Raw genomic sequence first — 22,944 nt, 5'->3', positions numbered from 1 at the left:
CGCCGGCTGATGGCGCAGCAATCGCGCTCGTGGGATTTCGACCAGGAGGAGGGCATTCTCGACGCGGCGCGGCTCGCCCGCGTGATCGTCAACCCGACGCTGTCGCTTAGCTACAAGGCCGAGCGCGAGACCGATTTCCGTGACACCGTAGTCACGCTGCTGATCGACAATTCGGGGTCGATGCGCGGACGTCCGATCTCGATCGCGGCGATCAGCGCGGACATCCTTGCGCGCACGCTCGAGCGCTGCGGCGTGAAGACCGAGATCCTCGGCTTCACCACGCGTGCGTGGAAGGGCGGCCAGTCGCGCGAGACGTGGCTCGCAGCGGGTCGCCCACCCCAGCCCGGCCGTCTCAACGACATCCGCCACATCGTCTACAAGCGTGCGGACGAACCGTGGCGGCGCGCGCGCAACTCGCTCGGGCTGATGATGCGCGAGGGATTGCTGAAGGAGAATATCGACGGCGAGGCGCTGATGTGGGCGCATGCCCGGCTCGTCGCGCGGCCCGAGGAACGCCGCATCCTGATGGTGATCAGCGACGGCGCGCCGGTCGATGATTCGACGCTCAGCGTGAATTCGGGATCCTATCTCGAACGCCATCTGCGTCAGGTGATCGGCTGGATCGAGACCAGGTCGCCGGTCGAGCTCGTCGCGATCGGGATCGGCCACGACGTGACGCGCTATTATGCACGCGCGGTCACGATCATGGACGTCGAACAGCTCGGCGGGACGATCATCGAACAGCTCGCATCGCTTTTCGACACCGAGTGACGGCCATTCGGCCACCGCGCGCGTGATCGCCCCCCCGCGCGGCGGGTTTGCAGGCCCCGTGAAGCGGTCGATCACGATCGCCGGTCACCAGACGTCGATCAGCCTCGAACCGATCTTCTGGCAGGCGCTCGAGCGCGAGGCGGTCCGGCTCGGCCTGCCCTTGTCCGCGCTGGTCGCCGAGATCGACGCGCTGCGCATCGTCGCGGACGTGCCCCCGAACCTTGCCAGTGCCTTGCGCAGCTGGCTGTTCGACGAGTCGACTTGAGAACCAGTCGCATTAGCATTGACAGTGCGAACGACTCTCAATAGCGATACTCTAAGAGCAAAAGGGGTTTCACTATGTCGACTGTTTCGCCGCGGGGCGCCGCGCCGCGTCCTGCCACGATGCCCGCCTTCCTGGCGCTGTCCTGCATCGGTGCCTTCACGACCGCGCCGGCGTTCGCCGCCGATGCCGACCGGACGACGGCGACGCCCAAGGCCACCCCGACGGATACCGCCGACGTGCAGCACCGCGACGAGATCCTGGTCAACGGCCACCGCGAACGCGACGCCGGCCCGAAACAGGTCGCGCCGCTGGTCGATACCCCGCGCTCGGTCATCGTCCTGCCCAAGGAGGTGATCGAACAGACCGGATCGAACAGCCTCGCGGATGCGCTGCGCACCGTGCCCGGCATCACCTTCGGCGCCGCAGAGGGCGGCAATCCGATCGGCGACCGCCCCTTCATCCGCGGGTTCGACAGCCAGGGCAGCATCTTCGTCGACGGTGTCCGCGACCTCGCCTCGCAGACGCGCGAGGTGTTCGCGGTCGAATCGGTCCAGATCGTCCGCGGGTCCGATTCGACGCTCGGCGGCCGCGGCTCGGCGGGCGGCACGATCAACATCCTGTCGCGCCTGCCCGTGCTCGACACGTTCGGATCGCTCAGCGGCAGCTATGGCGAGGCGGACTATAAGCGCGTCACCGGCGACGTGAACCTCAAGATCGCCGACACCGCGGCGTTCCGGATCCAGGGCATGTGGCACGACCAGGACGTCGCGGGCCGCGATGCGATCTGGCAGAAGCGCTGGGGCATCGCGCCCTCCGTCGCGATCGGGCTCGGCACGCCGACCCGGCTGACCGCGAGCTTCTATCACATGGAAAGCAGCGAACTGCCCGACAGCGGCATCCCCTATCTCTACACGATCAACAATCACCCCGGCACCGGCAACGTCACGACACGGCCCGCGCTCGGTACCGTGACGACCGCGGGCGGCCAGACCGGCTTTGTCTCCCGGAAAAACTTCTACGGGCTGGCGGCGCGCGACTTCCGCGACGCCGACACCAACCAGGCGACGATCCGCGTCGAGCATGATTTCGGCGGCATCACGCTGCGCAACACCGCACGCTACACGCACAGCATGCAAAGCTTCATCTTCACCCTCCCCGACGACAGCCAGGGCAATGTCTATGGCACCACCGCGACCAATACGGGCGCGAACGTGACCAATGGCGGCTATGTCTGGACGCGCGGCAACACGCGCTACGGCTATAGCGAGAGCATCGTCGACCAGACCGACCTTTACGGCAAATTCAATACCGGCGGCATCGAGCACAGCTTCTCGCTCGGCACCGAGCTTTCATGGGAAAAGACGCGGCGCGGCACGTTCGTGTCGGCGAACGGCTCGACGATCTCGCCACGCTGCAACACGGCGACGATCGCGCGCTCCTATTGCGTCAGCCTGTTCAATCCGGATCCCTATGCGCCATGGGTCAATTACGCGAGCGACACGTCGACGACGCAGACCCCGATCGCACGGGGCGCGGTGTCGACCGAAACGCAGAACGACGCGAATACCAAGGCGGTCTACGCGTTCGATTCGATCACGCTGATGCCCGCGCTGATCCTGAACCTGGGCGCGCGTTACGACCGGTTCGAATCGACGATCACCCTGCCGGGCGCAACGCAGACGAAGCTCACGCGCGTCGACAACCTCTTCAACTGGCAGGCAGGGCTCGTCTTCAAGCCGACGCCCGAAACCAGCCTCTATGCGAGCTACGCGACCGCCGCGACGCCGCCCAACAGCCTGCTCGGCGAGGGCCGCGAGGATAACGCGATCACCGCCGCAGTGCTCGGGCTGTTGAAGCCGCAAAAGACCAAATCGTACGAGGTCGGCGCCAAGGCCAGCCTGTTCGCCGAGAAGCTGCAGCTCGGCGCGGCGGTGTTCCAGACGGAGATTTCCAACGCGCGCGTGCTCGACGACACCAACACCGCGTCGTTCATCGGCGAGACGCGGATCCGCGGGTTCGAGTTCAACGTCAGCGGGACGATCCTGCCCGGCTGGACGGTGTTCGGCGGGTTCACGCATCTCGATCCGAAGATCATCGACGGTGGCTTCACGACGCTGACCGCCCCCGCGATCACGACCACCGCGAACGGGGTGACGACCGTCGTCCAGCCTGCGCGGACCACCGGCGTCGTGTCGGTCAACACCGGCAAGCAGGTGCCGCAGACCGCGAAGAACAGCTTCACCGCGACGACCAGTGTCGATGTGACGCGCCGGCTGCAGATCGGTGGCACGGCACTGTACATGGACGAACAGATCGGCGGCTATGCCGACAATCGCGCCGCGCGACAGACCGCGGCGGGCGTCGTCACGGTAACCCCCGCGACCAAGGTCCTCACCCGCAGCACGCCCGGTTACTGGCGCTTCGATGCGCGGGCCAGTTACAAGCTGACCGACATGATCGACCTCAGCGTCAACGCGCAGAACCTGACCAACAAGACCTATTTCTCGCAGACCTATGCCAGCCACTATGCCTCGCTCGCTGCGGGCCGTACGGTGTTCGGCACGGTCAACCTGCGGTTCTGAGGGCCAGAGTGACGGCGCTAGACACACTTTCGCCCGACGCCATCGCCGCGCGCCTCTCCGGCAGTCCGGAGGACCGCGCGGCGTTCGTGCGCGAGGCGGCAGACGCCGGCGTGGCGGAGGCACAGGCGGTCTACGGGCAGATGCTGCTCGACGGGACCGGCGTCGCGGCCGATCCGGCTGCCGCCCTGGCCTGGTTCGTCAAGGCGGCGGCGCAGCATCACGTGATGGCGCTCAACATGGTCGGGCGCTGCTACGATCTCGGCTGGGGCACGCCGGTCGACAAGGCGCGCGCGGCCGAATGCTACCGGGTCGCGGCTGCGCGCGGGCTCGACTGGGCGATGTACAATTACGCGACGCTGCTGGCGCTGGGCGACGGCGTGCCCGAGGACAGGCCGGCCGCGCTCGCCTTGCTGGAGAGGGTTGCGGCGATGAACACAGGGCTTGCCAGCGCGAAGGCAATCAACTTCGTCGGCAGCTTCGCCGAGGATGGCTGGGGCTGCCCCCGCGACCTCGCGCGTGCCGCGGCCTGCTATGCCAGCGCGGCAGAGGGCGGCGATTTCCGCGGCTGTTTCAACCATGCGCGGATGCTCGGTGCGGCGGGCGAGATCGACGCCGCGCTCGGCTGGCTCGAACAGGCCGGCGCGCGAGGCAACGCCGCGTTCGTGACGAAGGCGCAGGCGTTTCTCGCGGCCAGCGACATCGCGGCGTTCCGCACGCGCGGCGTCGCGGCGTTGCGGGAGGGCGCGCAGTGCTGATCGCGGTTCCAGACGTGCTCGATTCCGCCGGCGTCGCGCGGGTCCGTGCGCTGATCGACGCGGCCGAGTGGGTCGACGGCAACGCGACCTCGGGCGTGCAAAGCGCGCTCGCCAAGCGCAACGAACAATTGCCCGAGGAGTCCGCCGCGGCGAAGGACGCCGGCGGCATGATCCTCGACGCGCTGGGGCAGTCGGCGCTGTTCATCGCCGCCGCGCTGCCGCTGAAGGTCTTCCCGCCGCTGTTCAACCGCTATGCCGGCGGGCAGGATTTCGGGCTGCACGTCGACACCGCGATCCGTATCCGCCGCGGCAGCGATTTCCGGATCCGCAGCGACCTGTCGGCGACGCTCTTTCTCGACGATCCCGAAAGCTATGACGGCGGCGAACTGGTGATCGAGGATCAGTTCGGACCGCAATCGGTCAAGTTGCCCGCCGGGCACATGGTCGTCTATCCCGCCTCCAGCCTGCACCGTGTGACACCGGTGACGCGCGGCGTGCGGACCGCGTCGTTCTTCTGGCTTCAGTCGATGGTCCGCGACGACGGCGCGCGCCGGATCCTGTTCGATCTCGACCAGGGCGTGCAGGCGGTCGCCGCGGCGCAAGGGATGGGCGACCCGGCGACGATCCGGCTGACCGGCGTCTATCACAATCTGCTCCGTCGCTGGGCCGATGCGTGACCACGCCCTGCCGATCCGGCCCCTCGTCGCGCTGCTCGCGATCGCGGGGCTCACCAGCCAGTCGAGCGCGCAGGCTAACGCCGCGTTTGCCGGAATACCGGACGTGACGATCGACTATTACCCGGTCGATGGCGGCGATGCGATGGCGGTCCGCCGGGCGATCGACGCCGCCCGACCGACCGATGCGCATGACGGCCGCCGGGTCGATGCGCTGAGCAGCTGGGACCTGCGCTGGTCCTGGCCGCGAACCAGACACGGCGGCTGCGATCTTGCGGCGACGACGATCCGATACAAGGCAACGGTGCGCATGCCGCAACTCGCCGCGACCGCCCGGCTGACCGCCCGGCTGACCGCCGCGGAGCGCGCGGATTGGGACCGCTACGTCGCGGCGCTCGCCCGGCACGAGGCGGGGCATGTCCGCTACACCTACCGCCACCGCGGCGACATCCTGGCCGCGATCCGGCGGGCAACCTGCCGGACCGCGGACGCTGCCGCACGGGCAGCACTGGCCGGGCTCGACGCCTATCATGTCGCCTATGACCGCGAGACGGCGCATGGCACCAAGGAGGGGGCAAGCTTCCCCGCCTCCTGACCCGTCAGGCGAACGCCGCGGCACCCTTCAGATGCTGATAGGCGGCGATGACCTTCTGCAGCTCCGATTCATGCGCCCGGTCCCCGCCGTTGCGATCGGGATGATAGCGCCGCACCAGTTCGCTATAGCGTTTGCGCAACGCGGTGCGGTCGGTGTCCGTCCCCAGCCCCAGCACGCGCAGCGACCGCCGCTCGCCATCGGACAGCACGCGACCATCCTTGCGCGCAGCCGCCATCCGCTCGCCGAACCGCGCGCCGATCGCGTCGATTGGGTCAGCAAAGTCTGCCCATTTGGGCGGCGTGTCGCCGCCGCCATGCGCAAAGGCCCGCGTCTCGCGTTCCCATCCCGCCATCGGCCGCTGCGCATGGTGGATCTCGTCCGCGGTCATCCCGTCGAAATAATTATAGCCTGCGTTGAACGCGCGGACATGCTCGAGGCAGAACCAGCGGAACTGCGGCGGCCCGCCATCGCTCGGCCCCTCGAGCGGCGGCGCGCGGAATTCGCCGGGTTCGGCACAGCCCGGCCACATGCACACACGCCCGCTGCCCTCCACGCGCCCGTGGAAACGGGGGCTGGGCCGGTCCTTGCGCTCTTTTCTCGCGTCTTGCGTCACCGGCTCCCCGTCTATCCAAAACGGGCTATATAGGTCGGATGACAGACCTCGCCACCGGCTCCGTACAGGACCAGATCACCGCGCGCCTCACCGCCGCGCTCGCCCCGACCCATCTGACCGTCGTCAACGAGAGCGCGCTGCATGCCGGACATATGGGGGACGACGGCACCGGCGAGACGCATTTTCGTGTCGAGGTGGAAGCACCGGCGTTCCAAGGGCTTAACCGCGTCGCCCGGCAGCGCCTCGTGAACCACGCGCTCGCCGAACTGCTCAGCACACAGATCCACGCGCTCGCGATAAAGGCGCGTGCGCCCGGAGAGGCATGATGGCCTATACGCTCTGGTACTGGCCCGGCCTTCAGGGCCGCGGCGAATTCGTCCGGCTTGCGCTCGAAGGCGGCGAGATTCCCTATACGGATGCGGCGCACGATCGCGGTGCCGAGGCGCTGATGGCCGATCTGAACGACCGCACCGGCCGCACGCCCTTCGCGCCGCCCTATCTCGAACTCAATGGTCTGGTGATCGCACAGGTCGCCAACATCCTGATGTATCTGGGCGAACGCCACGACCTCGCGCCGTCGAACATGGCCGATCGGCTGTGGCTCAACCAGCTCCAGCTGACGTTCGCCGATCTCGTCGCGGAGGTGCACAACGTCCACCACCCGGTCGCGATGATGGACTATTACGCCGACCAGAAGCCCGAGGCCGCGCGCGCCGCGAAGCAGTTCCGCGAGGAGCGGCTCCCCAAATTCCTCGGTCACTTCGACGATGCGGCACAGGCCAATCCGGGCGAATGGCTGATCGACCACCGCTGGACCTATGCCGACACCTCGCTGTTCCAGATCGTCGAGGGGCTGCGCTACATGTTCCCGCAGCGGATGCGCACGCTCGAACCCGATTATCCCAACCTGACCCGCATCCGCGACCAGGTCGCCGAGATCCCCGCGATCAGGGCCTATCTGAACAGCGACCGGCGGATCGCGTTCAACACCGACGGCATCTTCCGCCACTATCCCGAACTCGACGCCGCATGAGCCTTGGTCGCTTCCCGACATCCAACACCTCCCCGGCGAAGGCCGGGGTCCAGTTGGGGGACAGGCATAACGATAGGCAGCCCTTCGCGATATCGACCTTTCCAACTGGACCCCGGCCTTCGCCGGGGAGGTGCATCGGGCTGTGAGAACCCCGCGCCCCGCCGCGCGCATCCTGCTCGTCGATGCGCAGGACCGCGTGCTGATGTTCCGCTTCACCCCCGACGATCGCCCGCCGCTCTGGTGCACGCCGGGTGGCGCGGTCGATCCGGGCGAGAGCTATGCTGCCGCCGCCCGCCGCGAGCTTTGGGAAGAGGTCGGGCTCGACATGGATTGCGGCCCCGAAGTCGCGCGCCGCGTCGTCGACTTCCGCACCTTCGAGGGCGTCGAGGTCACCGCCGACGAACGCTATTTCCGCGTCGACGTGGATACGTGCGATGTCGCGGCGGGCGGGCTCACCGACCAGGAGCGCAAGCTGCTCGTCGGTCACCGCTGGTTTTCCCGAAACGACATCGCGGGGCATGACGAAGTCCTCTATCCAGCGGACCTCGTCGAACTCCTCGACGCCACGGAGACACGCCATGCTGGATGATTTCGTCCTCCAGACCATCCTGCCCTCAACGCATGATCTGGGCGGCTTCAAGGTCCACCGCACCTTGCCGAACAAGGAGCGGACGATGGTCGGCCCGTTCCTGTTCTTCGACCAGATGGGCCCCGCACATCTCGAGGTCGGTACGGGCATCGACGTGCGCCCGCATCCGCACATCAACCTGTCGACCGTCACCTATCTGTTCGACGGCGCGATCGACCACCGCGACTCGCTCGGCACGAAGGCGCGGATCGAGCCCGGCGCGGTCAATCTGATGACCGCAGGTCACGGCATCGTCCATTCCGAACGCTCGCCCGGCGACGAGCGCGCCGGCGGGCCCAACCTGTCGGGTATCCAGACCTGGCTGGCGCTGCCCGAGGCGGTCGAGGAGATCGATCCCGCGTTCGAACACGTCACCAAGGCGCAGCTGCCGGTGATCGAGGCGCATGGCGCGCGCTCGCGGATCATCATGGGAAGTCTGTGGGGGCAGAGCGCGCCGACCACGACCTATTCGGGCACGATCTACGCCGACATCGCGCTCGATCCCGGCGCGAGCGTGCCGATCGACGCGGCGGCGGAGGAGCGCGCGGTCTATCTCGCCATGGGCGAGGCGACGCTGGAGGGCGTGCCGCTCGAGCCGCAGGTGCTCTACGTGCTGCGCCCCGGCATCGCGGCAACGCTGCGCTCGGCGACCGGCGGGCGGGCGATGCTGTGCGGCGGCGATGCGTTCACGACGCCGCGCCACGTCTGGTGGAACTTCGTCAGCTCGAACCGCGACCGGATCGAACAGGCGAAACGCGACTGGAATGCGGGCAATTTCCCGAAGGTCCCGGGCGACGAGAAGGAACGGATCGAGATCCCGGCGATACCCAAGACGGTCAGCTACCCCTGACCCGCAGATGGATCCTCTCCCGCCAGGGGGAGGATCGCAAAATGGATCCGGCCCTTGTCCCGCCCTGCGCGGTACCGCACACTCCCCCTATCGGTGGAGACCATATCGACCCCCGGCCAGATCCGGGGCACCACGCGGGAGAGAGACATGACCGAGCTGCAGAGCCTCCGACTATCCACCGGCGTCGACCTCGACGTCGCGATCAGCGGCGATCCGGCGCATCCGCCCGTCATCCTCCTCCACGGCTTCCCCGAATCGCACCGCACCTGGCGCCACATCGCCCCCGATCTCGCGCGCGACCATTATGTCATCGCCCCCGACCAGCGCGGCTATGCGCGCTCGTCGAAGCCCGAGGGCGTCGCCAATTACACCCCCGACAAGATCGTCGCCGACCTGCTCGCGCTCGCCGATCAGCTCAAGATCGACCGCTTCACGCTGGTCGGGCATGACTGGGGCGGCGCGGTCGCCTGGATGGCCGCGCTCCAGCATCCCGATCGGATCGAACGGCTGGTGATCGTCAACGCGCCCCACCCGCTCGTCTTCCAGCGGACGATCTTCGACGATCCCGAACAGCGCAAGGCGAGCCAGTATATCCGCCGCTTCCGCGACACGAGCATCGACCAGGGCCTCACCGGCACAGGGCTCGAGAAGTTCCTCGGCTCGACCTTCGCGCATCACGTGACGCAGGCGATCGCGGGCGAGGACAAGGCCGCCTATCTCGACGAATGGTCACAGCCCGGCGCGATGACCGCGATGCTCAACTGGTACCGCGCCAGCGCGATCGTCGTCCCCGCGATGGACGAGACACCGCCCCGCCCCGCCTTTCTCGACGCACCCTTCCCGCCGATGAAGATGCCGGTCCTGGTGATCTGGGGCATGCGCGACACCGCGCTGCTGCCGAGCCAGCTCGATCTTGCCGACTATGTCCCCGAGCTGACGATCGAGAAGGTCGATGCGGGCCATTTCGTCCCCTGGGAAAAACCCGACGCGGTGATCGCCGCAATGCGCCGCTGGGGGATCTGACTCCCCCTTTGTCAGGATGACGGCAGTGGAGGTACGCCTGACCGCCACCTGTCTGAATCCTGACCAGCACATTCTGAAACCGTTCAGCGGCCGGGGAGCAAATCCCCTGTCATGCCGTTTGATACGGCGTCGAAGACAGGAGAGCATTATGCGTAAGATCATCCTCGCGGCCGTAGCCGCCGCAACCTTGGTCCCCACGTTTGCCAGCGCGCAGAGCTATGGCGAAGTCCGTCGCAGCGACCGTGAAGTGCGTCAGAGCCAGCGCGAACTCCAGCAGGCGCGCCGCTACGGCGACCGCGGCGACGTGCGCGAAGCGCGCCGCGAGCTGCGCGAAGACCGTCAGGAGCGTCGTGAGGACTGGCGCGATTATCGCCGCAGCCACGCCAACGTCTATCGCCGCCCCGCCTATGTCGGCCCACGCGGCTATCAATATCGTCCGGTCAATGTCGGCCACCGGTTCGCGCCGCAATATTACGGCCGCAACTACTGGATCAACGACTACCAGACCTATCGCCTGCCGCGCCCGGGCTTCGGCTATCAGCGCTGGGTCCGCTATGGCCGCGACGTCGTCCTGGTCGACACGCGCAACGGCCGCGTCGCACAGGTCAACAACGGCTTCTTCTACTGAGGCGCCACGACGGCCCGGGAGCGATCCCGGGCCGTATTGTTGTGGCGATCGGGGCGATCCGGTTGCACCCTCCCCAGCCCGATCGTAAAGCCCGGCGCGTGCCAGACTCCCAGATCATCATCGCCGTCCCGAAGGGACGTATCCTAGCCGAGGCTTTGCCGCTGCTCGCCCGCGCCGGCATCCATCCCGAAGCGGCGTTTTCGGACGAGGACAGCCGCGCGCTCCGCTTCGCGACCAACGACCCCGACATCTCGCTGATCCGCGTCCGCGCGTTCGATGTCGCGACCTTCGTCGCGCACAGCGCGGCGCAGCTCGGCATCGTCGGCTCTGACGTGATCGCCGAATTCGGCTATTCCGAACTCTATGCCCCGGTCGATCTCGGCATCGGTCATTGCCGCCTGTCGGTCGCCGAGCCCAGCGAGATGGCGGCGAAGGACGATCCACGCGGCTGGAGCCATGTCCGCGTCGCGACCAAATATCCGCACGTCACCGCCGCGCATTTCGCCGCCCGCGGCGTCCAGGCCGAATGCGTGAAGCTGAACGGCGCGATGGAGCTCGCCCCGACGCTCGGCCTCGCGCCGCGTATCGTCGACCTCGTCTCGTCGGGCCGCACGCTCAAGGAAAACGGGCTGGTCGAGGTCGAGCGGATCATGGACGTCACCAGCCGCCTTGTCGTCAACCGCGCCGCGATGAAGACGCGCGCACGGGTGGTCCCGCTGGTCGAGGCGTTCCGCCGCGCCGTCGAGCAGGAGCAGGCCGCATGATCCGCCTTTCCACCACCGACGCCGACTTCGCCGACCGCTTCACCGCGCTCGTCGAGGATCGCCGCGAATCGGACGCAGGCGTCACGCAGGACGTCGCCGCGATCATCGCGTCCGTCCGACGCGACGGCGAGACCGCACTGCGCGACCTGACGCAGAAGCACGACCGCCACGACCTCGAGACGACCGGCTGGCAGATCGACGCCGCCGACTGCAAGGCCGCGTTCGACGCGCTCGAGCCCGAGCTGCGCACCGCGCTCGAACTCGCCGCGACTCGCATCCGGGCGTATCACGAGAAGCAGCGCCCGCTCGACAGCGACTCGGTCGATTCCGCGGGTGTCCGGCTCGGCGCCCGCTGGCTCCCGGTCGACGCCGCGGGCATCTATGTCCCCGGCGGTCGCGCGGCCTATCCCTCGTCGCTGCTGATGAACGCGATCCCCGCCAAGGTCGCAGGCGTCGGCCGGCTCGCGATGGTCACGCCGACCCCGGACGGCCAGATCAACCCGCTCGTCCTCGCCGCCGCGCATCTCGCGGGCGTCGACGAGGTTTGGCGCGTCGGTGGCGCGCAGGCCGTCGCCGCGCTCGCTTACGGCGCCGGCCGGATCGCGCCCGTCGACGTCATCACCGGCCCCGGCAACGCCTGGGTCGCGGAGGCCAAGCGCCAGGTTTACGGCGTCGTCGGCATCGACATGGTCGCAGGGCCCTCCGAGATCGTCGTCGTCGCGGACGCGCTCAACGATCCCGAATGGACCGCCGCCGACCTGCTCAGCCAAGCCGGAGCACGACGTCACCACCCAGTCGATCCTGTTCACCGACGACGCGGCGTTTGCCGACAAGGTCGCCGACGCGGTCGATCGCCAGCTCAGCGAACTCGCCACCGAGGCGGTCGCGCGCGTCGCCTGGGATGCGAACGGCGCGATCATCGTCGTCGATACGCTGGCGGACGCGATCCCGCTGGTCGACCGGCTCGCCGCCGAGCATCTCCAGCTCGCCATCCCCGACCCGCAGGGCTTTTTCGACCGCATCCGTCACGCGGGCTCGGTCTTCCTCGGCCGCTACACCCCCGAGGCGATCGGCGATTACGTCGCCGGCCCGAACCACGTCCTGCCGACCGGCCGCCGCGCGCGGTTCGCCAGCGGCTTGTCGGTGCTCGACTTCATGAAGCGCACCAGCTTCCTCGCACTCGACGAAGCCGCCTTGCGTGAACTCGGCCCCGCCACCGTCGCACTCGCCAACGCCGAGGGTTTGCCCGCCCATGCAAAATCAGTCGCGCTGCGGCTTCGCCTCAACCACTGATTTTTGTTCGCGCGGAGGCGCGGAGGCGCGGAGATGTTGTACGCGGCGCAGCCGCCCCGATCCTCACCAGCGGGTTATTGGAGGGCCGCTGCGCGGTAAGGTCGACACCTCCGCGCCTCCGCGCCTCCGCGCGAACCAATCTTCTTCACTCCCCCCACGCGTAAGAAACGCGAAGGGCTGACACGCAAGCCCCCCGCGCGTACAGGCAACCGCTTATGTCCAGAACCGCTCCCCGCACCAAGGCACGCGCCGCCGCGCGACTCGCCGCCGTCCAGGCGACCTATCAGCATGAGATGGAAGGTACCGCGATGCCCGTCCTGCTCAACGAATTCCACCAGCACCGGCTTGGCGCGACGATCGAAGACGTCGAATATGCCGAGGCGGACGTCGATTTCTTCGACGACCTCGTGACCGGTGCGAATGCCCGCAGCGGCGAGATCGATCTGCTGATCGAGGGCAAGCTCGCCAAGGGCTGGACGCTCGCCCGCCTCGACAAGCCGATGAAGGCGATCATCCGCGTCGGCACCTACGAACTGCTGGCGCGCAAGGACGTGCCGGTCGCCGCGGTGATCAGCGAATATGTCGACGTCGCGCACGCCTTTTACGACAAGCGCGAATCGGGCTTCGTCAACGGCCTGCTCGACGGCATCGCGAAAGAGGTCCGGGCGTAATCTATCGTCATCCTGGGCTTGACCCAGGACCCAGAGTAACAGGACGGAGCGTTCGTTACTCTGGGTCCTGACTTTCGTCAGGATGACGCTGCTGTATTGGCGGAGGACATGACCGAAGCCGAGTTCATCGCCGCGCTGCGCCGCCTCCCGCTCCACCCCGCGGCGCGCGGCCTGAACGACGACACCGCGCTGCTCGATGCGGGGCCCCTCGTCGTCACCACCGACACGCTGGTCGAGGGCCTGCATTTCCTCCCCACCGACCCCGCGCAGGATGTCGCGTGGAAGCTCGTCGCGACCAACCTCTCCGATCTCGCCGCCAAGGGCGCGGTCCCCGAGGGCATCCTGCTCAATTACCCCCTCGGCGACGACGCATGGGACCGCGCGTTCCTCGAAGGCCTCGCCGACATCCTTACGGCCCATGACACGCGGCTGATCGGCGGCGACACGGTCACCCTCCCCCGAGGTGCGCCCCGCATCCTCACCGTCACCGCCTTCGGCAGCGACGCCGCCGCCCCCACCCGCGCCGGCGCGAAGGCGGGCGATGCGCTCTACGTCACCGGCACGATCGGCGACGCGGGCGCTGGCCTCGCCATCGCGCGCGGCAAGGATGGCCCCCCCGAACTGCTCGCCGCATACCGGCGCCCGCAGCCCCGCCTCGCCGACGGCCGCATCCTCGCGCCACACGTCCATGCGATGATGGACGTGTCCGACGGCCTCCTGATCGACGCCGGGCGAATGGCGCGTGCGAGCGGGCTCGCGGTGGTGATCGACCTCGCCAGCATTCCGCTGTCGCCCGCCTATCGCGCCTTTTCGGGCGATCGGATCGCGGCGGCGACCGCAGGCGACGATTATCAACTGCTGTTCGCCGCACCGAAAGACTTCGTGACCCACGCCACCCGGATCGGCAGTTTCGCGCCCGGCGCCGGACTGGCGCTCCACAACTCGGGCGAGCCGGTCGCGCTGCCCGCCAGCCTTGGCTACGAACACCGCCCCTCCGCATAACTTGCGCAATGTTCCCGCACTGATAGGCTCGACCAATCGGGACTCGGCAAAGCCGAGACCGGGGAGGAACTGAAAAAAGGGATAGTGCCGTATGACGACCGTCTATCTGGCCATGATCTGCGGCGTCATCGCCGTCCTATATGGCTTCGTCACCAGTCGGCAGGTGCTCGCCGCATCCCCCGGCAACGCGAAGATGCAGGACATCGCCGCCGCCATCCAGGAGGGCGCAAAGGCCTATCTCGGCCGCCAGTACACGACCATCGCGATCGTCGGCGTCATCGTCGCCGTCATCCTGCTCGCCACGCTCGGTGTCATCTCGACGATCGGCTTCGTCATCGGCGCGGTGCTGTCGGGCGTTGCGGGCTATGTCGGCATGAACATCTCGGTCCGCGCGAACGTCCGCACCGCAGAGGCCGCACGCACCTCGCTCCAGGCCGGGCTGACCATGGCGTTCCGCTCTGGCGCGGTCACCGGCATGCTCGTCGCAGGGCTCGGGCTGCTCGCGATCAGCGCCTTCTTCTGGTACCTGACCGGTCCCGCGGGTCACGCGCCCAACGACCGGATCATCGTCGAGGCACTGACCGCGCTCGCCTTCGGGGCCTCGCTGATCTCGATCTTCGCGCGGCTCGGCGGCGGCATCTTCACCAAGGCAGCCGACGTCGGCGCGGATCTGGTCGGCAAGGTCGAAGCGGGCATTCCCGAGGACGACCCCCGCAACCCCGCGGTCATCGCCGATAATGTCGGCGACAATGTCGGCGATTGCGCCGGCATGGCCGCCGACCTGTTCGAGACGTACGTCGTCACCCTGGGCGTCACGATGATCTCGATCGCGCTGCTGATCCAGGCGAGCGGCGCCGAGCTGATGCGTCTGATGACGCTCCCGCTGCTGGTCGGCGGCGTGTGCATCGTCACCTCGATCATCGGCACCTACATGGTCCGGCTCGGCGGCGGCAGCATCATGGGCGCGCTCTACAAGGGCTTCTTCACCTCGACGATCCTGTCGATTCCCGCCATCTACCTCGCCACGCAGTACGTGCTCGGCGACCTCCACCGCGTGATCGGCGGCGCGGGCTATCTCGATCCCGCGACCGACGACCTGACCACCCGGGCCGCGCCCTCGCTGACGCAGAGCTTCACCGGCATGGACCTGTTCTGGTCGATGATGATCGGGCTGGTCGTCACCGGGCTGATCGTGTGGATCACCGAATATTATACCGGCACCAACCACCGCCCGGTCCAGTCGATCGCCAAGGCATCCGAGACCGGCCACGGCACCAACGTCATCCAGGGCCTTGCGATCAGCCTCGAATCGACCGCGCTGCCCACCCTTGTCATCGTCGTCGCGGTGATCGTCGCCTACCAGCTCGCCGGGATCATCGGCATCGCCTTTGCCGCCACCGCGATGCTCGCCCAGGCGGGCATGGTCGTCGCGCTCGACGCGTACGGCCCGGTCACCGACAATGCCGGCGGGATCGCCGAGATGGCGGGCCTGCCCGACGACGTCCGACAAAAGACCGATGCGCTCGACGCGGTCGGCAACACCACCAAGGCGGTGACCAAGGGCTATGCGATCGGCTCGGCCGGGCTCGCCGCGCTCGTCCTGTTCGGCGCCTATACCACTGACCTCGCAACCTATTTCCCGCAGGTCACGGTCGATTTCAGCCTCAGCAATCCGTATGTCATCGTCGGGCTACTGCTCGGCGCGCTGCTCCCCTATCTGTTCGGCGCGTTCGGGATGACCGCGGTCGGTCGCGCGGCGGGCGCGGTCGTCGAGGAGGTCCGCGCGCAGTTCCGCGACAATCCCGGCATCATGCTCGGCACCAGCCGCCCCAATTATGCGCGCACCGTCGATCTCGTGACGAAGGCGGCGATCCGCGAGATGATCGTGCCCTCGCTGCTGCCGGTGCTGTCGCCGATCGCGGTCTATTTCATCATCACCGCGGTCGCCGGCCAGGCCTCGGGCTTCGCCGCGCTCGGCGCGATGCTGCTCGGCGTGATCGTCTCGGGGCTGTTCGTCGCGATCTCGATGACGAGCGGCGGCGGCGCCTGGGACAATGCCAAGAAATATATCGAGGACGGCAATCACGGCGGCAAGGGATCCGAGGCGCACAAGGCCGCGGTGACCGGCGACACCGTCGGCGATCCCTACAAGGACACCGCGGGCCCCGCGGTGAACCCGATGATCAAGATCACCAACATCGTCGCGCTGCTGCTGCTCGCCGCGCTGGCCGGCGGCGGGGTGGGCTGACTCGACGATCCTCCCCCGCAAGGGGGAGGTGGCAGGCGCAGCCTGACGGAGGGGGCGGCAGGCGTTGCCCCCTCCGTAACATTCCCCCGCCGATACCGCCGTAACGGACCCGATAGACCGTCCCGCGGATGCATCTGGCTTGGACGGACCGGCTTGCGCCCCCGCATCCTGCCCCGATGCGCAACCGCCCCGAAAACCACCTCTTCTATGGCGACAATCTCGCCGTCCTCCGCAAGGAGATCGCCGACGAGAGCGTCGACCTGATCTATCTCGACCCGCCGTTCAATTCGAACGCGACCTACGGCATCCTGTTCAAGGAACCCGACGGCCGCGCCTCGAACGCGCAGATCGAGGCGTTCGAGGACAGCTGGCACTGGAATGACAGCGCCGAGGAGGCCTTCGACCAGGTCGCGCGCAGCGGCAACACCAAGGCGTTCGACCTGCTCAACGCGATGCGCGGGTTTCTCGGCGACAACGACATGATGGCGTATCTGGCGATGATGGCGGTCCGGCTGCTCGAACTGCACCGCGTCCTGAAACCGACCGGCAGCCTCTATCTCCACTGCGACCCGACCGCGAGCCACTATCTGAAACTTCTCGACGCGACGTTCGGCAAACGGCAGTTTCAGAACGAGATCATCTGGAGCTATCGGCGCTGGCCGACGGTCTCCCACCGCTTTCAACGGATGCACGACTGCCTGCTGTTCTACAGTAAGACCGAAACGGGCAATCTGTTCAACGTTCTGACGATGCCCCCGTCGGCGAGTTCGATCAAACGTTGGCGCGGGGCGATGCAGAAAGTGACCTTCGCTCCCGACGGAACCCGCAATCCCACGCAGGAAAGCGGCACGTCGCCAGGCGTCGCGATGAACGACGTATGGGACATTCCTATCATCGCCCCGGTGTCGCGGGAGCGTCTCGGCTATCCGACCCAGAAGCCGGTGGCCCTGCTCGAACGCATCATCGGCGCGTCGTCGAACGAAGGCGACGTGGTGCTCGATCCGTTCTGTGGCTGCGGCACGGCGGTCCATGCCGCGCAGAAAATGGGCCGGCAATGGATCGGGATCGACATCACGCATCTCGCCATTTCGCTGATCGAAAAACGCATGAAGGACGCGTTTCCCCGCGTCACCTTCACGATCGAAGGCACCCCCAAGGACCTCGCCTCCGCACGCGATCTGGCGCTGCGCGACAAATACCAGTTTCAGTGGTGGGCGGTGTCGCTGGTCGATGCGCTCCCTTTTGGCGGCCGCAAGAAGGGCGCGGATGGCGGGATCGACGGGCTCATCTATTTCAACGATCACGATGTAGCTGCGGGGAAGATGGTCACGCACCGTGCGATCGTCTCGGTCAAGGGTGGGCTCAATCCCGATGTGACGATGGTCGAGACGCTCGCCGCGACGATCGCGCGCGAAAAGGCGCCGATCGGCGTGCTGATCATGAACGCCAGGCCCACGCGCGAGATGGAGCGCCGCGCCGCTGCGGTCGGCATCTATCGCGCGGGCGTCGACGAGACGTTCCCGCGACTTCAGATCCTGACGCTCGCCGACCTGTTCCAGGGCAAGCGGCCGCGGATCCCCAATGTCGACCGCGCCGCCTTCCGCCGCGCCGCGCGCGAAGCCACGGGCACACAGCCCGGGCTGCTGTGACGCGCCCTTGTTTCGGACGCGGCGAGCACCGACATCCAGGTCTGACGGGCGCGTATGGGCATAAGGGCCATGCGCGCCTTTCGGGCGTGCTTTCCTTTTTCGCCAAGCTGCGGTAAGGGCGCTCGTCCCGAAATTCCCCCAATTCAGAGATTATATTTGGCCAAGGAAGAACTGCTCGAGATGCGCGGCCGCGTGGTGGAACTCCTCCCCAACGCGATGTTCCGGGTACAGCTCGAAAACGACCACGAGATTCTCGGTCACACCGCCGGCAAGATGCGCAAGAACCGCATCCGCGTGCTGGTCGGCGACGAGGTGCTGTGTGAGCTCACCCCGTATGATCTGACCAAGGGTCGCATCACCTACCGCTTCAAATAAGCGCTGGCCGCGGGTCGTCCGCGGTCGTGCAGCAAGATCGAGGCAATTGTGCTCGTCCTAGCCTCCTCCTCGCCCCGCCGCCGCGACCTGCTGGCGCGGCTCGGCGTCGTGCCGTCGCGCGTGGCGTCCCCCGATATCGACGAAAGCCCGCACCGGGCCGAAGTGCCGCGCGCCTATGCGCTGCGTCTCGCGGTCGAGAAGGCGTGCGCGGTCGGTCGCGCGGCGGGCGAGATCGTCATCGCCGGCGACACCACCATCGCGCTCGGCCGCCGCATCCTGCCGCCCGCCGATACGGCTGACATCCAGCGCGACCTGCTCGGCAAATTGTCCGGGCGACGTCATCACTGCCTGTCCGCGGTCTGCGTGATCGACGCCGCCGGCACCGTCCGCACCCGCCTCGCCGACACGATCGTCGCGTTCAAGCCGCTCTCGGCCGCCGAGATCGACGACTATGTCGCGTGCGGCGAAGGGCTCGGCAAGGCGGGCGGCTATGCGATCCAGGGCCGCGCCGAGGCGTTCGTGCGCTTTCTCTCGGGCAGCCATTCGGGGGTCGTGGGGCTCCCGCTGTTCGAAACCCGCGCGCTGCTGAAAACCGCCGGCCTCGCGCTTGCCTGAACCCGGTCCCGTCTGGCTCTACGAAGCCGGCATCGGCGAAGACCGCGCCGCGCTGGTCGAGAATGACCAGATCGTCGAGGCACTAATCGAGCGCGACGACGTGGCGCTGCGCGTCGGCCATGTCGCGCGCGCGCACCTCGTCGAGGCGCTGGGCGGCGGGCGCGGCCGCGTCGCGCTCGACGGCGGCGAGGCGCTGGTCAGCCACCTCCCGCCCGGCATCACGCAGGGCGCCAGCCTGACCGTCGAGATCGTCCGCGAGGCACTGCCCGAGGCCGGCCGCGCCAAGCTCGCCAAGGCGAACGCCACCGACCGACCGACCTGCGCCGCGCCGACGCTGTACGACCGTCTCGTCGCGACCGGCCTGCCGATCCACGCCCCGCGCGCGCACGAGCCCGATGCACTCGAAGCCGCGGGCTGGTCCGAACTGCTCGACGAGGCGATGAGCGGCGAGATCGTCTTCCCGCTCGGCGCATTGCGGCTGTCCCCGACGCCGGCGATGACGCTGTTCGATGTCGATGGCGCACCCCCGCTCGACCCGCTGGCGGTCGCCGCGGCACATGCGGTCGCGCGCGCGATCCGCCGCCACGGTATCGGCGGCTCGATCGGCGTCGACTTCCCCACCATCGCCGGCAAGGCGCAGCGCAACGCCGTCGCAGCCGCGATCGACGCGACGCTGCCGCCCCCGTTCGAGCGCACCGCGGTCAACGGCTTCGGCTTCCTGCAGATCATCCGCCCGCGCGCCCGCGCGTCGATCCCCGAGATCCTGCGCGCCGATCCCGTCGGTGCCGCCGCTCGCGCCGCGTTGCGCACGCTCGAGCGCACCCCGCCGACCGCCCCGCGGCGCCATGCGCTGCCCGCCGCGGTCCATGCCCGCCTCATGGCGCACCCCGACTGGCTGGCGACGCTCGCCCGTCGTACGGGCGTCGTCCACGATCTGGAGAGCCGTTGATGCCCGCCGTGAAATGCCCGATCTGCGGCCAGCCCGCGGTCCCCGACTACGCCCCCTTTTGCTCCAGCCGGCACCGCGACCGCGACCTGTTGCAATGGCTCGGTGAAGGCTATCGCATCCCCGGCCGCGCAATATCGCAAACGGGGCTAGACAGCGGTGAAGAGCCCGACTAAACGCGCCCTTCCGATCGCACGATCGGCCCTTCATCCGATCCCGATCGGACGATGCCCGGATAGCTCAGTTGGTAGAGCATGCGACTGAAAATCGCAGTGTCGGCGGTTCGACCCCGTCTCCGGGCACCATTTTTCCTCTGATATTGCAACGCCGAACCGAACTTTGCGGCAGGCGTCCACGCGCGTTCAGCCGCCGCATCATGCCGTTCATGGTCCAGCCTCGCCCGGGCGGCCATCCAGCCCATAGTCTTGTCAATTGTGCTTCAGATCGCATGGCGCTCCGGCATTTGTGAGCCGTTTTGACTTCACTCGGACAAATACTTGCAAAGCCCGACATCCGGGTTAGTGTGAGCGCTATCGCAAATGCTAAATTGCACATCTCCCTCTGAAGTCGGAGACATGCAATTCGGTCGCCCATGCCTCACGCACGATGAGGCAATGCGACCCATGAGGGGAGGTCAGGATGGGCTCGACGACGTCTGCTGCTTCCACCGTTGCGGCCCAAAACCCGACGCTCGCCCGCCGTGGCCCTGCAATCGCGCACGTGATCAGCGTTGCCGCGCTGACCTGCGCGCTGCCCGCCTTCGCGCAAGACATTGCCATTCAGAGCAACACGCTACCCCTGCCCGCGATAGAGGGCGCTGGTAACGACATAGTCGTCAGCCTCCGCGCACGCACGGCGGTGATGCCCGGCTCGATCGAAAACGACGCCCCGACACACCGTCTGGTGGCCAGCGCGCCTCACCACCGCGATCGTATCCACCGTTTCGTTCGCTCCGGGCTCCAGCCCGTCTGACCTGCCAGAGGACCCATCGAATCATGCAACGCCTGCCCGTGCGTCTCGCCATCGCCGTCCTTCTCGCCAGCAGCGCGTCCGCCGCGCTGGCCGCCCCGCGCCTCGACGGCGTGCTGACCGATCACGCGGTGATCCAGCGAGGTCAGCCGATCGCGCTGACCGGCGAGGCGGCGGCGGGGGAAACGGTGATGATCACGCTGGCGGGGCGTTCCGTCACGGGAAAAGCGGACCGAGCAGGCCGCTTCGCTGCGGAGCTGCCCGCGCTCGACGCCGGCGGTCCCTATGATCTGACGATCGCGGCGCAGAGCGGTGCGGCGGTGCTGCACGATGTGTTGATCGGCGATGTCTATCTCTGCTCCGGCCAGAGCAACATGGAACTGGCGGTCAGCGAGGCGCAGGACCTGATCCCCGACGCGCATGCCCCCGTCGACGCCGGCCTGCGCCTGCTGACCATCCCGAAGCGCGCCGCCGCGACGCCCGTCGCGCGGCTCGACGATGCGGTGCGCTGGACCGTCGCCGGCCCCACGAGCCAGCCCGCCTTCTCCGCGGCCTGCTTCTACATGGCGCAGGCGCTGCGGCGGAGCGCGGCCGTGCCGATCGGTGCGATCCATTCGAGCTGGGGCGGGTCGCGGATCAGCGCGTGGATGAGCGACCCCGCGCTGCGGCAGGCGGGGCTCGGCGACCAGGCGGATCTGCTGGCGCTCTATGCCCGCGATCCCGCGGCGGCGAACCGGCGTGCGATGACGCTGTGGGAGACATGGTGGCGGACCGGATCGGGCGACGCGGTCGGACGCGAGCCGTGGCAGCCCGGCGCCACGCTCGACTGGCAGGCGGTGCCCGCAATGACCAATTTCGAGACCTGGGGCATCGCCGACCTCGCCAGCTACAACGGCATGCTGTGGTATCAGCGCAGCGTCAAGATCACCGCCGAACAGGCGCGCGGTCCCGCCACGCTCGTGCTGGGGACGATCGACGATGCCGACCGGACCTGGGTCAACGGAATCGGTGTCGGCGGCAGCAGCCTCGCCTCACAATCGCGCGTTTATGCGCTGCCCGTCGGCACGCTGAAGGCCGGGCGCAACGTCATCACCGTCAACGACGACGACGTCTATGCCTATGGCGGGATGACCGGTCCTGCGGACACGATGCGGATCACCTTCGGGGACGGGAGCAGCGTGCCGCTCGGCGATGGCTGGCGCTATGCGAAGGCGCGGCGGATCGCGGGTTCCGCCCCCCGGGTGCCGTGGGACGACATCAACGGCGCCGGCACGCTCTACAATGCGATGATCGCGCCGCTCGGCCGGACGCGCGTCGCCGGGATCGCCTGGTATCAGGGCGAGTCCGACACCGGCATTCCGGGCTATGACCAGCGTCTCACCGCGCTGATCGCCGACTGGCGCACGCGTCTGGGCAGCCCGCAGGCCGGTTTCGCGATCGCCCAGCTCGCCGGCTACGGCGCACCGTCCTTTGCGCCAGGCGAGAGCGGCTGGGCCACCGTGCGCGATGCGCAACGTCGCGTCGCCGCCGCGGACCGCCACGCCGGCGTCGCGGTCACGCTCGACATCGGCGATGCACTCGACATCCATCCGGGCGAAAAACATGCGGTGGGGCAGCGGCTTGCCCAGGTCATGCGGGCGGCGGTCTATGGCGAACGGATCGCACCCTCGGGCCCGGCCATCGCCCGTGCGCAGCGCGCGGCCGGCGGTGGCGTCGCGCTCGACTTTTCCGGCGTGACCGGCGCGCTGCACGCGAAGAGCGCACGCGAGGCGATCGGGTTCGAGCTGTGCGGTGCCGCCGCCGCAAGCTGTCGCTACGCCTCCGGCACGGTCGTCGGCTCGCAGGTGACGCTGCCCGGCGACGGCCAGCCCGTCACGCGGGTCCGCTATGCCTGGTCGGACGCGCCCGCGATCAATCTGGTCGACGATGCAGGGCTGCCCGTCGGCCCGTTCGAAACACCGATATCGTGATGCGCCGGCGGCGGCGTCCTGCGAG

Annotated in this window: 24 protein-coding genes, 1 tRNA gene and 1 pseudogene; 25 read left to right on the top strand and 1 reads right to left on the bottom strand. The window is 68.0% G+C overall.

The window, feature by feature from the left end; all coding sequences use genetic code 11:
• From sphst_RS02240 to sphst_RS02215, 6 genes are all read left to right on the top strand, one after another.
• Positions 1-771, top strand: a 771-nt coding sequence (locus sphst_RS02240; protein WP_442800371.1) for a cobaltochelatase CobT-related protein, incomplete at its 5' end; no start/stop codon positions are given.
• Positions 772-793: 22 nt separating this feature from the next.
• Complete coding sequence (locus sphst_RS02235) at positions 794-1,036, top strand: ribbon-helix-helix domain-containing protein (protein WP_031393924.1); 243 nt, start codon at positions 794-796, stop codon at positions 1,034-1,036.
• Between the two features lie 74 nt (positions 1,037-1,110).
• Entirely contained in the window at positions 1,111-3,618 is a 2,508-nt protein-coding gene (locus sphst_RS02230) for a TonB-dependent receptor (protein WP_031393925.1), read from the top strand.
• Between the two features lie 8 nt (positions 3,619-3,626).
• Complete coding sequence (locus tag sphst_RS02225; protein ID WP_031393926.1) at positions 3,627-4,373, top strand: tetratricopeptide repeat protein; 747 nt, start codon at positions 3,627-3,629, stop codon at positions 4,371-4,373.
• Positions 4,367-5,050, top strand: coding sequence for a Fe2+-dependent dioxygenase (locus sphst_RS02220; protein WP_107045083.1), 684 nt, complete (start codon positions 4,367-4,369; stop codon positions 5,048-5,050). The genes sphst_RS02225 and sphst_RS02220 overlap by 7 nt, the downstream gene beginning before the upstream one ends.
• Complete coding sequence (locus sphst_RS02215) at positions 5,043-5,642, top strand: DUF922 domain-containing protein (RefSeq protein ID WP_107045082.1); 600 nt, start codon at positions 5,043-5,045, stop codon at positions 5,640-5,642. Before sphst_RS02220 ends, sphst_RS02215 begins: the two co-directional genes overlap by 8 nt.
• Positions 5,643-5,646: 4 nt before the next feature.
• Here the strand turns inward: sphst_RS02215 and sphst_RS02210 are convergent, their stop codons facing one another.
• Positions 5,647-6,171: a J domain-containing protein gene (locus sphst_RS02210; protein ID WP_081877806.1), complete on the bottom strand. Its 525-nt coding sequence runs from the start codon at positions 6,169-6,171 to the stop codon at positions 5,647-5,649.
• A gap of 122 nt (positions 6,172-6,293) precedes the next feature.
• Here sphst_RS02210 and sphst_RS02205 point away from each other — a divergent pair, with 122 nt between their 5' ends.
• From sphst_RS02205 to sphst_RS02115, 19 genes and pseudogenes are all read left to right on the top strand, one after another.
• Entirely contained in the window at positions 6,294-6,581 is a 288-nt protein-coding gene (locus tag sphst_RS02205; RefSeq protein ID WP_031396501.1) for a BolA family protein, read from the top strand.
• Positions 6,581-7,288 (top strand): glutathione S-transferase, encoded by a 708-nt coding sequence (locus tag sphst_RS02200; RefSeq protein ID WP_031396500.1) that lies wholly within the window; start codon positions 6,581-6,583, stop codon positions 7,286-7,288. Before sphst_RS02205 ends, sphst_RS02200 begins: the two co-directional genes overlap by 1 nt.
• Before the next feature lie 142 nt (positions 7,289-7,430).
• Entirely contained in the window at positions 7,431-7,877 is a 447-nt protein-coding gene (locus sphst_RS02195; RefSeq protein WP_056408949.1) for an NUDIX hydrolase, read from the top strand.
• Positions 7,867-8,766 (top strand): pirin family protein, encoded by a 900-nt coding sequence (locus tag sphst_RS02190; protein WP_107045081.1) that lies wholly within the window; start codon positions 7,867-7,869, stop codon positions 8,764-8,766. Before sphst_RS02195 ends, sphst_RS02190 begins: the two co-directional genes overlap by 11 nt.
• 147 nt (positions 8,767-8,913) lie before the next feature.
• Complete coding sequence (locus sphst_RS02185) at positions 8,914-9,789, top strand: alpha/beta fold hydrolase (protein WP_107045080.1); 876 nt, start codon at positions 8,914-8,916, stop codon at positions 9,787-9,789.
• A 148-nt stretch (positions 9,790-9,937) separates the two neighbouring features.
• Positions 9,938-10,417 (top strand): RcnB family protein, encoded by a 480-nt coding sequence (locus tag sphst_RS02180; RefSeq protein ID WP_031396495.1) that lies wholly within the window; start codon positions 9,938-9,940, stop codon positions 10,415-10,417.
• Between the two features lie 98 nt (positions 10,418-10,515).
• Entirely contained in the window at positions 10,516-11,181 is a 666-nt protein-coding gene (gene hisG, locus sphst_RS02175) for an ATP phosphoribosyltransferase (RefSeq protein ID WP_031396494.1), read from the top strand.
• A pseudogene (hisD, locus tag sphst_RS02170) lies at positions 11,178-12,474 on the top strand (histidinol dehydrogenase). Before hisG ends, hisD begins: the two are co-directional and overlap by 4 nt.
• 215 nt (positions 12,475-12,689) lie before the next feature.
• Positions 12,690-13,145: a transcription antitermination factor NusB gene (nusB, locus tag sphst_RS02165; protein ID WP_031396492.1), complete on the top strand. Its 456-nt coding sequence runs from the start codon at positions 12,690-12,692 to the stop codon at positions 13,143-13,145.
• A 108-nt stretch (positions 13,146-13,253) separates the two neighbouring features.
• Complete coding sequence (thiL, locus tag sphst_RS02160; protein ID WP_107045079.1) at positions 13,254-14,147, top strand: thiamine-phosphate kinase; 894 nt, start codon at positions 13,254-13,256, stop codon at positions 14,145-14,147.
• 91 nt (positions 14,148-14,238) lie between these two features.
• On the top strand, positions 14,239-16,395 hold the full coding sequence (locus sphst_RS02155) for a sodium-translocating pyrophosphatase (RefSeq protein WP_031394171.1): 2,157 nt from the start codon (positions 14,239-14,241) through the stop codon (positions 16,393-16,395).
• Positions 16,396-16,571: 176 nt separating this feature from the next.
• The gene (locus sphst_RS02150) at positions 16,572-18,044 is read left to right on the top strand and encodes a DNA methyltransferase (protein ID WP_107045078.1); all 1,473 of its coding nucleotides are present in this window, start codon (positions 16,572-16,574) and stop codon (positions 18,042-18,044) included.
• Between the two features lie 156 nt (positions 18,045-18,200).
• The gene (gene infA, locus sphst_RS02145) at positions 18,201-18,419 is read left to right on the top strand and encodes a translation initiation factor IF-1 (protein ID WP_031441079.1); all 219 of its coding nucleotides are present in this window, start codon (positions 18,201-18,203) and stop codon (positions 18,417-18,419) included.
• Between the two features lie 45 nt (positions 18,420-18,464).
• Positions 18,465-19,034, top strand: coding sequence for a Maf family protein (locus tag sphst_RS02140; RefSeq protein ID WP_107045077.1), 570 nt, complete (start codon positions 18,465-18,467; stop codon positions 19,032-19,034).
• The gene (locus sphst_RS02135) at positions 19,027-19,983 is read left to right on the top strand and encodes a ribonuclease (RefSeq protein WP_107045076.1); all 957 of its coding nucleotides are present in this window, start codon (positions 19,027-19,029) and stop codon (positions 19,981-19,983) included. The genes sphst_RS02140 and sphst_RS02135 overlap by 8 nt, the downstream gene beginning before the upstream one ends.
• Positions 19,983-20,156, top strand: a complete 174-nt coding sequence (locus sphst_RS02130; protein ID WP_081877796.1) for a DNA gyrase inhibitor YacG — start codon at positions 19,983-19,985, stop codon at positions 20,154-20,156. The genes sphst_RS02135 and sphst_RS02130 overlap by 1 nt, the downstream gene beginning before the upstream one ends.
• A 53-nt stretch (positions 20,157-20,209) precedes the next feature.
• Positions 20,210-20,285: transfer RNA gene (locus tag sphst_RS02125), tRNA-Phe, on the top strand.
• Between the two features lie 334 nt (positions 20,286-20,619).
• Positions 20,620-20,952 carry a hypothetical protein gene (locus tag sphst_RS02120; protein WP_031396285.1) on the top strand — a complete coding sequence of 111 codons (333 nt, stop codon included), beginning with the start codon at positions 20,620-20,622 and terminating at the stop codon, positions 20,950-20,952.
• A gap of 23 nt (positions 20,953-20,975) precedes the next feature.
• A complete protein-coding gene (locus tag sphst_RS02115; RefSeq protein ID WP_199848888.1) occupies positions 20,976-22,919 on the top strand; it encodes a sialate O-acetylesterase in 1,944 nt (647 codons plus the stop codon).
• Positions 22,920-22,944 lie beyond the last annotated feature (25 nt).

Source organism: Sphingomonas sp. STIS6.2 (genome assembly GCF_000732685.2).
GTDB lineage: Bacteria > Pseudomonadota > Alphaproteobacteria > Sphingomonadales > Sphingomonadaceae > Sphingomonas > Sphingomonas aerolata.
This window is presented reverse-complemented; position numbering and strand designations above follow the sequence as displayed.

Coding starts and splice junctions, on each gene's coding strand:
- sphst_RS02230 (WP_031393925.1), top strand. CDS start 1,111: ATGTCGACTGTTTCGCCGCGGGGCGCCGCGCCGCGTCCTGCCACGATG.
- sphst_RS02215 (WP_107045082.1), top strand. CDS start 5,043: ATGCGTGACCACGCCCTGCCGATCCGGCCCCTCGTCGCGCTGCTCGCG.
- sphst_RS02210 (WP_081877806.1), bottom strand. CDS start 6,171: ATGTGGCCGGGCTGTGCCGAACCCGGCGAATTCCGCGCGCCGCCGCTC.
- sphst_RS02205 (WP_031396501.1), top strand. CDS start 6,294: ATGACAGACCTCGCCACCGGCTCCGTACAGGACCAGATCACCGCGCGC.
- sphst_RS02200 (WP_031396500.1), top strand. CDS start 6,581: ATGGCCTATACGCTCTGGTACTGGCCCGGCCTTCAGGGCCGCGGCGAA.
- sphst_RS02190 (WP_107045081.1), top strand. CDS start 7,867: ATGCTGGATGATTTCGTCCTCCAGACCATCCTGCCCTCAACGCATGAT.
- sphst_RS02185 (WP_107045080.1), top strand. CDS start 8,914: ATGACCGAGCTGCAGAGCCTCCGACTATCCACCGGCGTCGACCTCGAC.
- sphst_RS02180 (WP_031396495.1), top strand. CDS start 9,938: ATGCGTAAGATCATCCTCGCGGCCGTAGCCGCCGCAACCTTGGTCCCC.
- nusB (WP_031396492.1), top strand. CDS start 12,690: ATGTCCAGAACCGCTCCCCGCACCAAGGCACGCGCCGCCGCGCGACTC.
- thiL (WP_107045079.1), top strand. CDS start 13,254: ATGACCGAAGCCGAGTTCATCGCCGCGCTGCGCCGCCTCCCGCTCCAC.
- sphst_RS02155 (WP_031394171.1), top strand. CDS start 14,239: ATGACGACCGTCTATCTGGCCATGATCTGCGGCGTCATCGCCGTCCTA.
- sphst_RS02150 (WP_107045078.1), top strand. CDS start 16,572: ATGCGCAACCGCCCCGAAAACCACCTCTTCTATGGCGACAATCTCGCC.
- sphst_RS02130 (WP_081877796.1), top strand. CDS start 19,983: ATGCCCGCCGTGAAATGCCCGATCTGCGGCCAGCCCGCGGTCCCCGAC.
- sphst_RS02120 (WP_031396285.1), top strand. CDS start 20,620: ATGGGCTCGACGACGTCTGCTGCTTCCACCGTTGCGGCCCAAAACCCG.
- sphst_RS02115 (WP_199848888.1), top strand. CDS start 20,976: ATGCAACGCCTGCCCGTGCGTCTCGCCATCGCCGTCCTTCTCGCCAGC.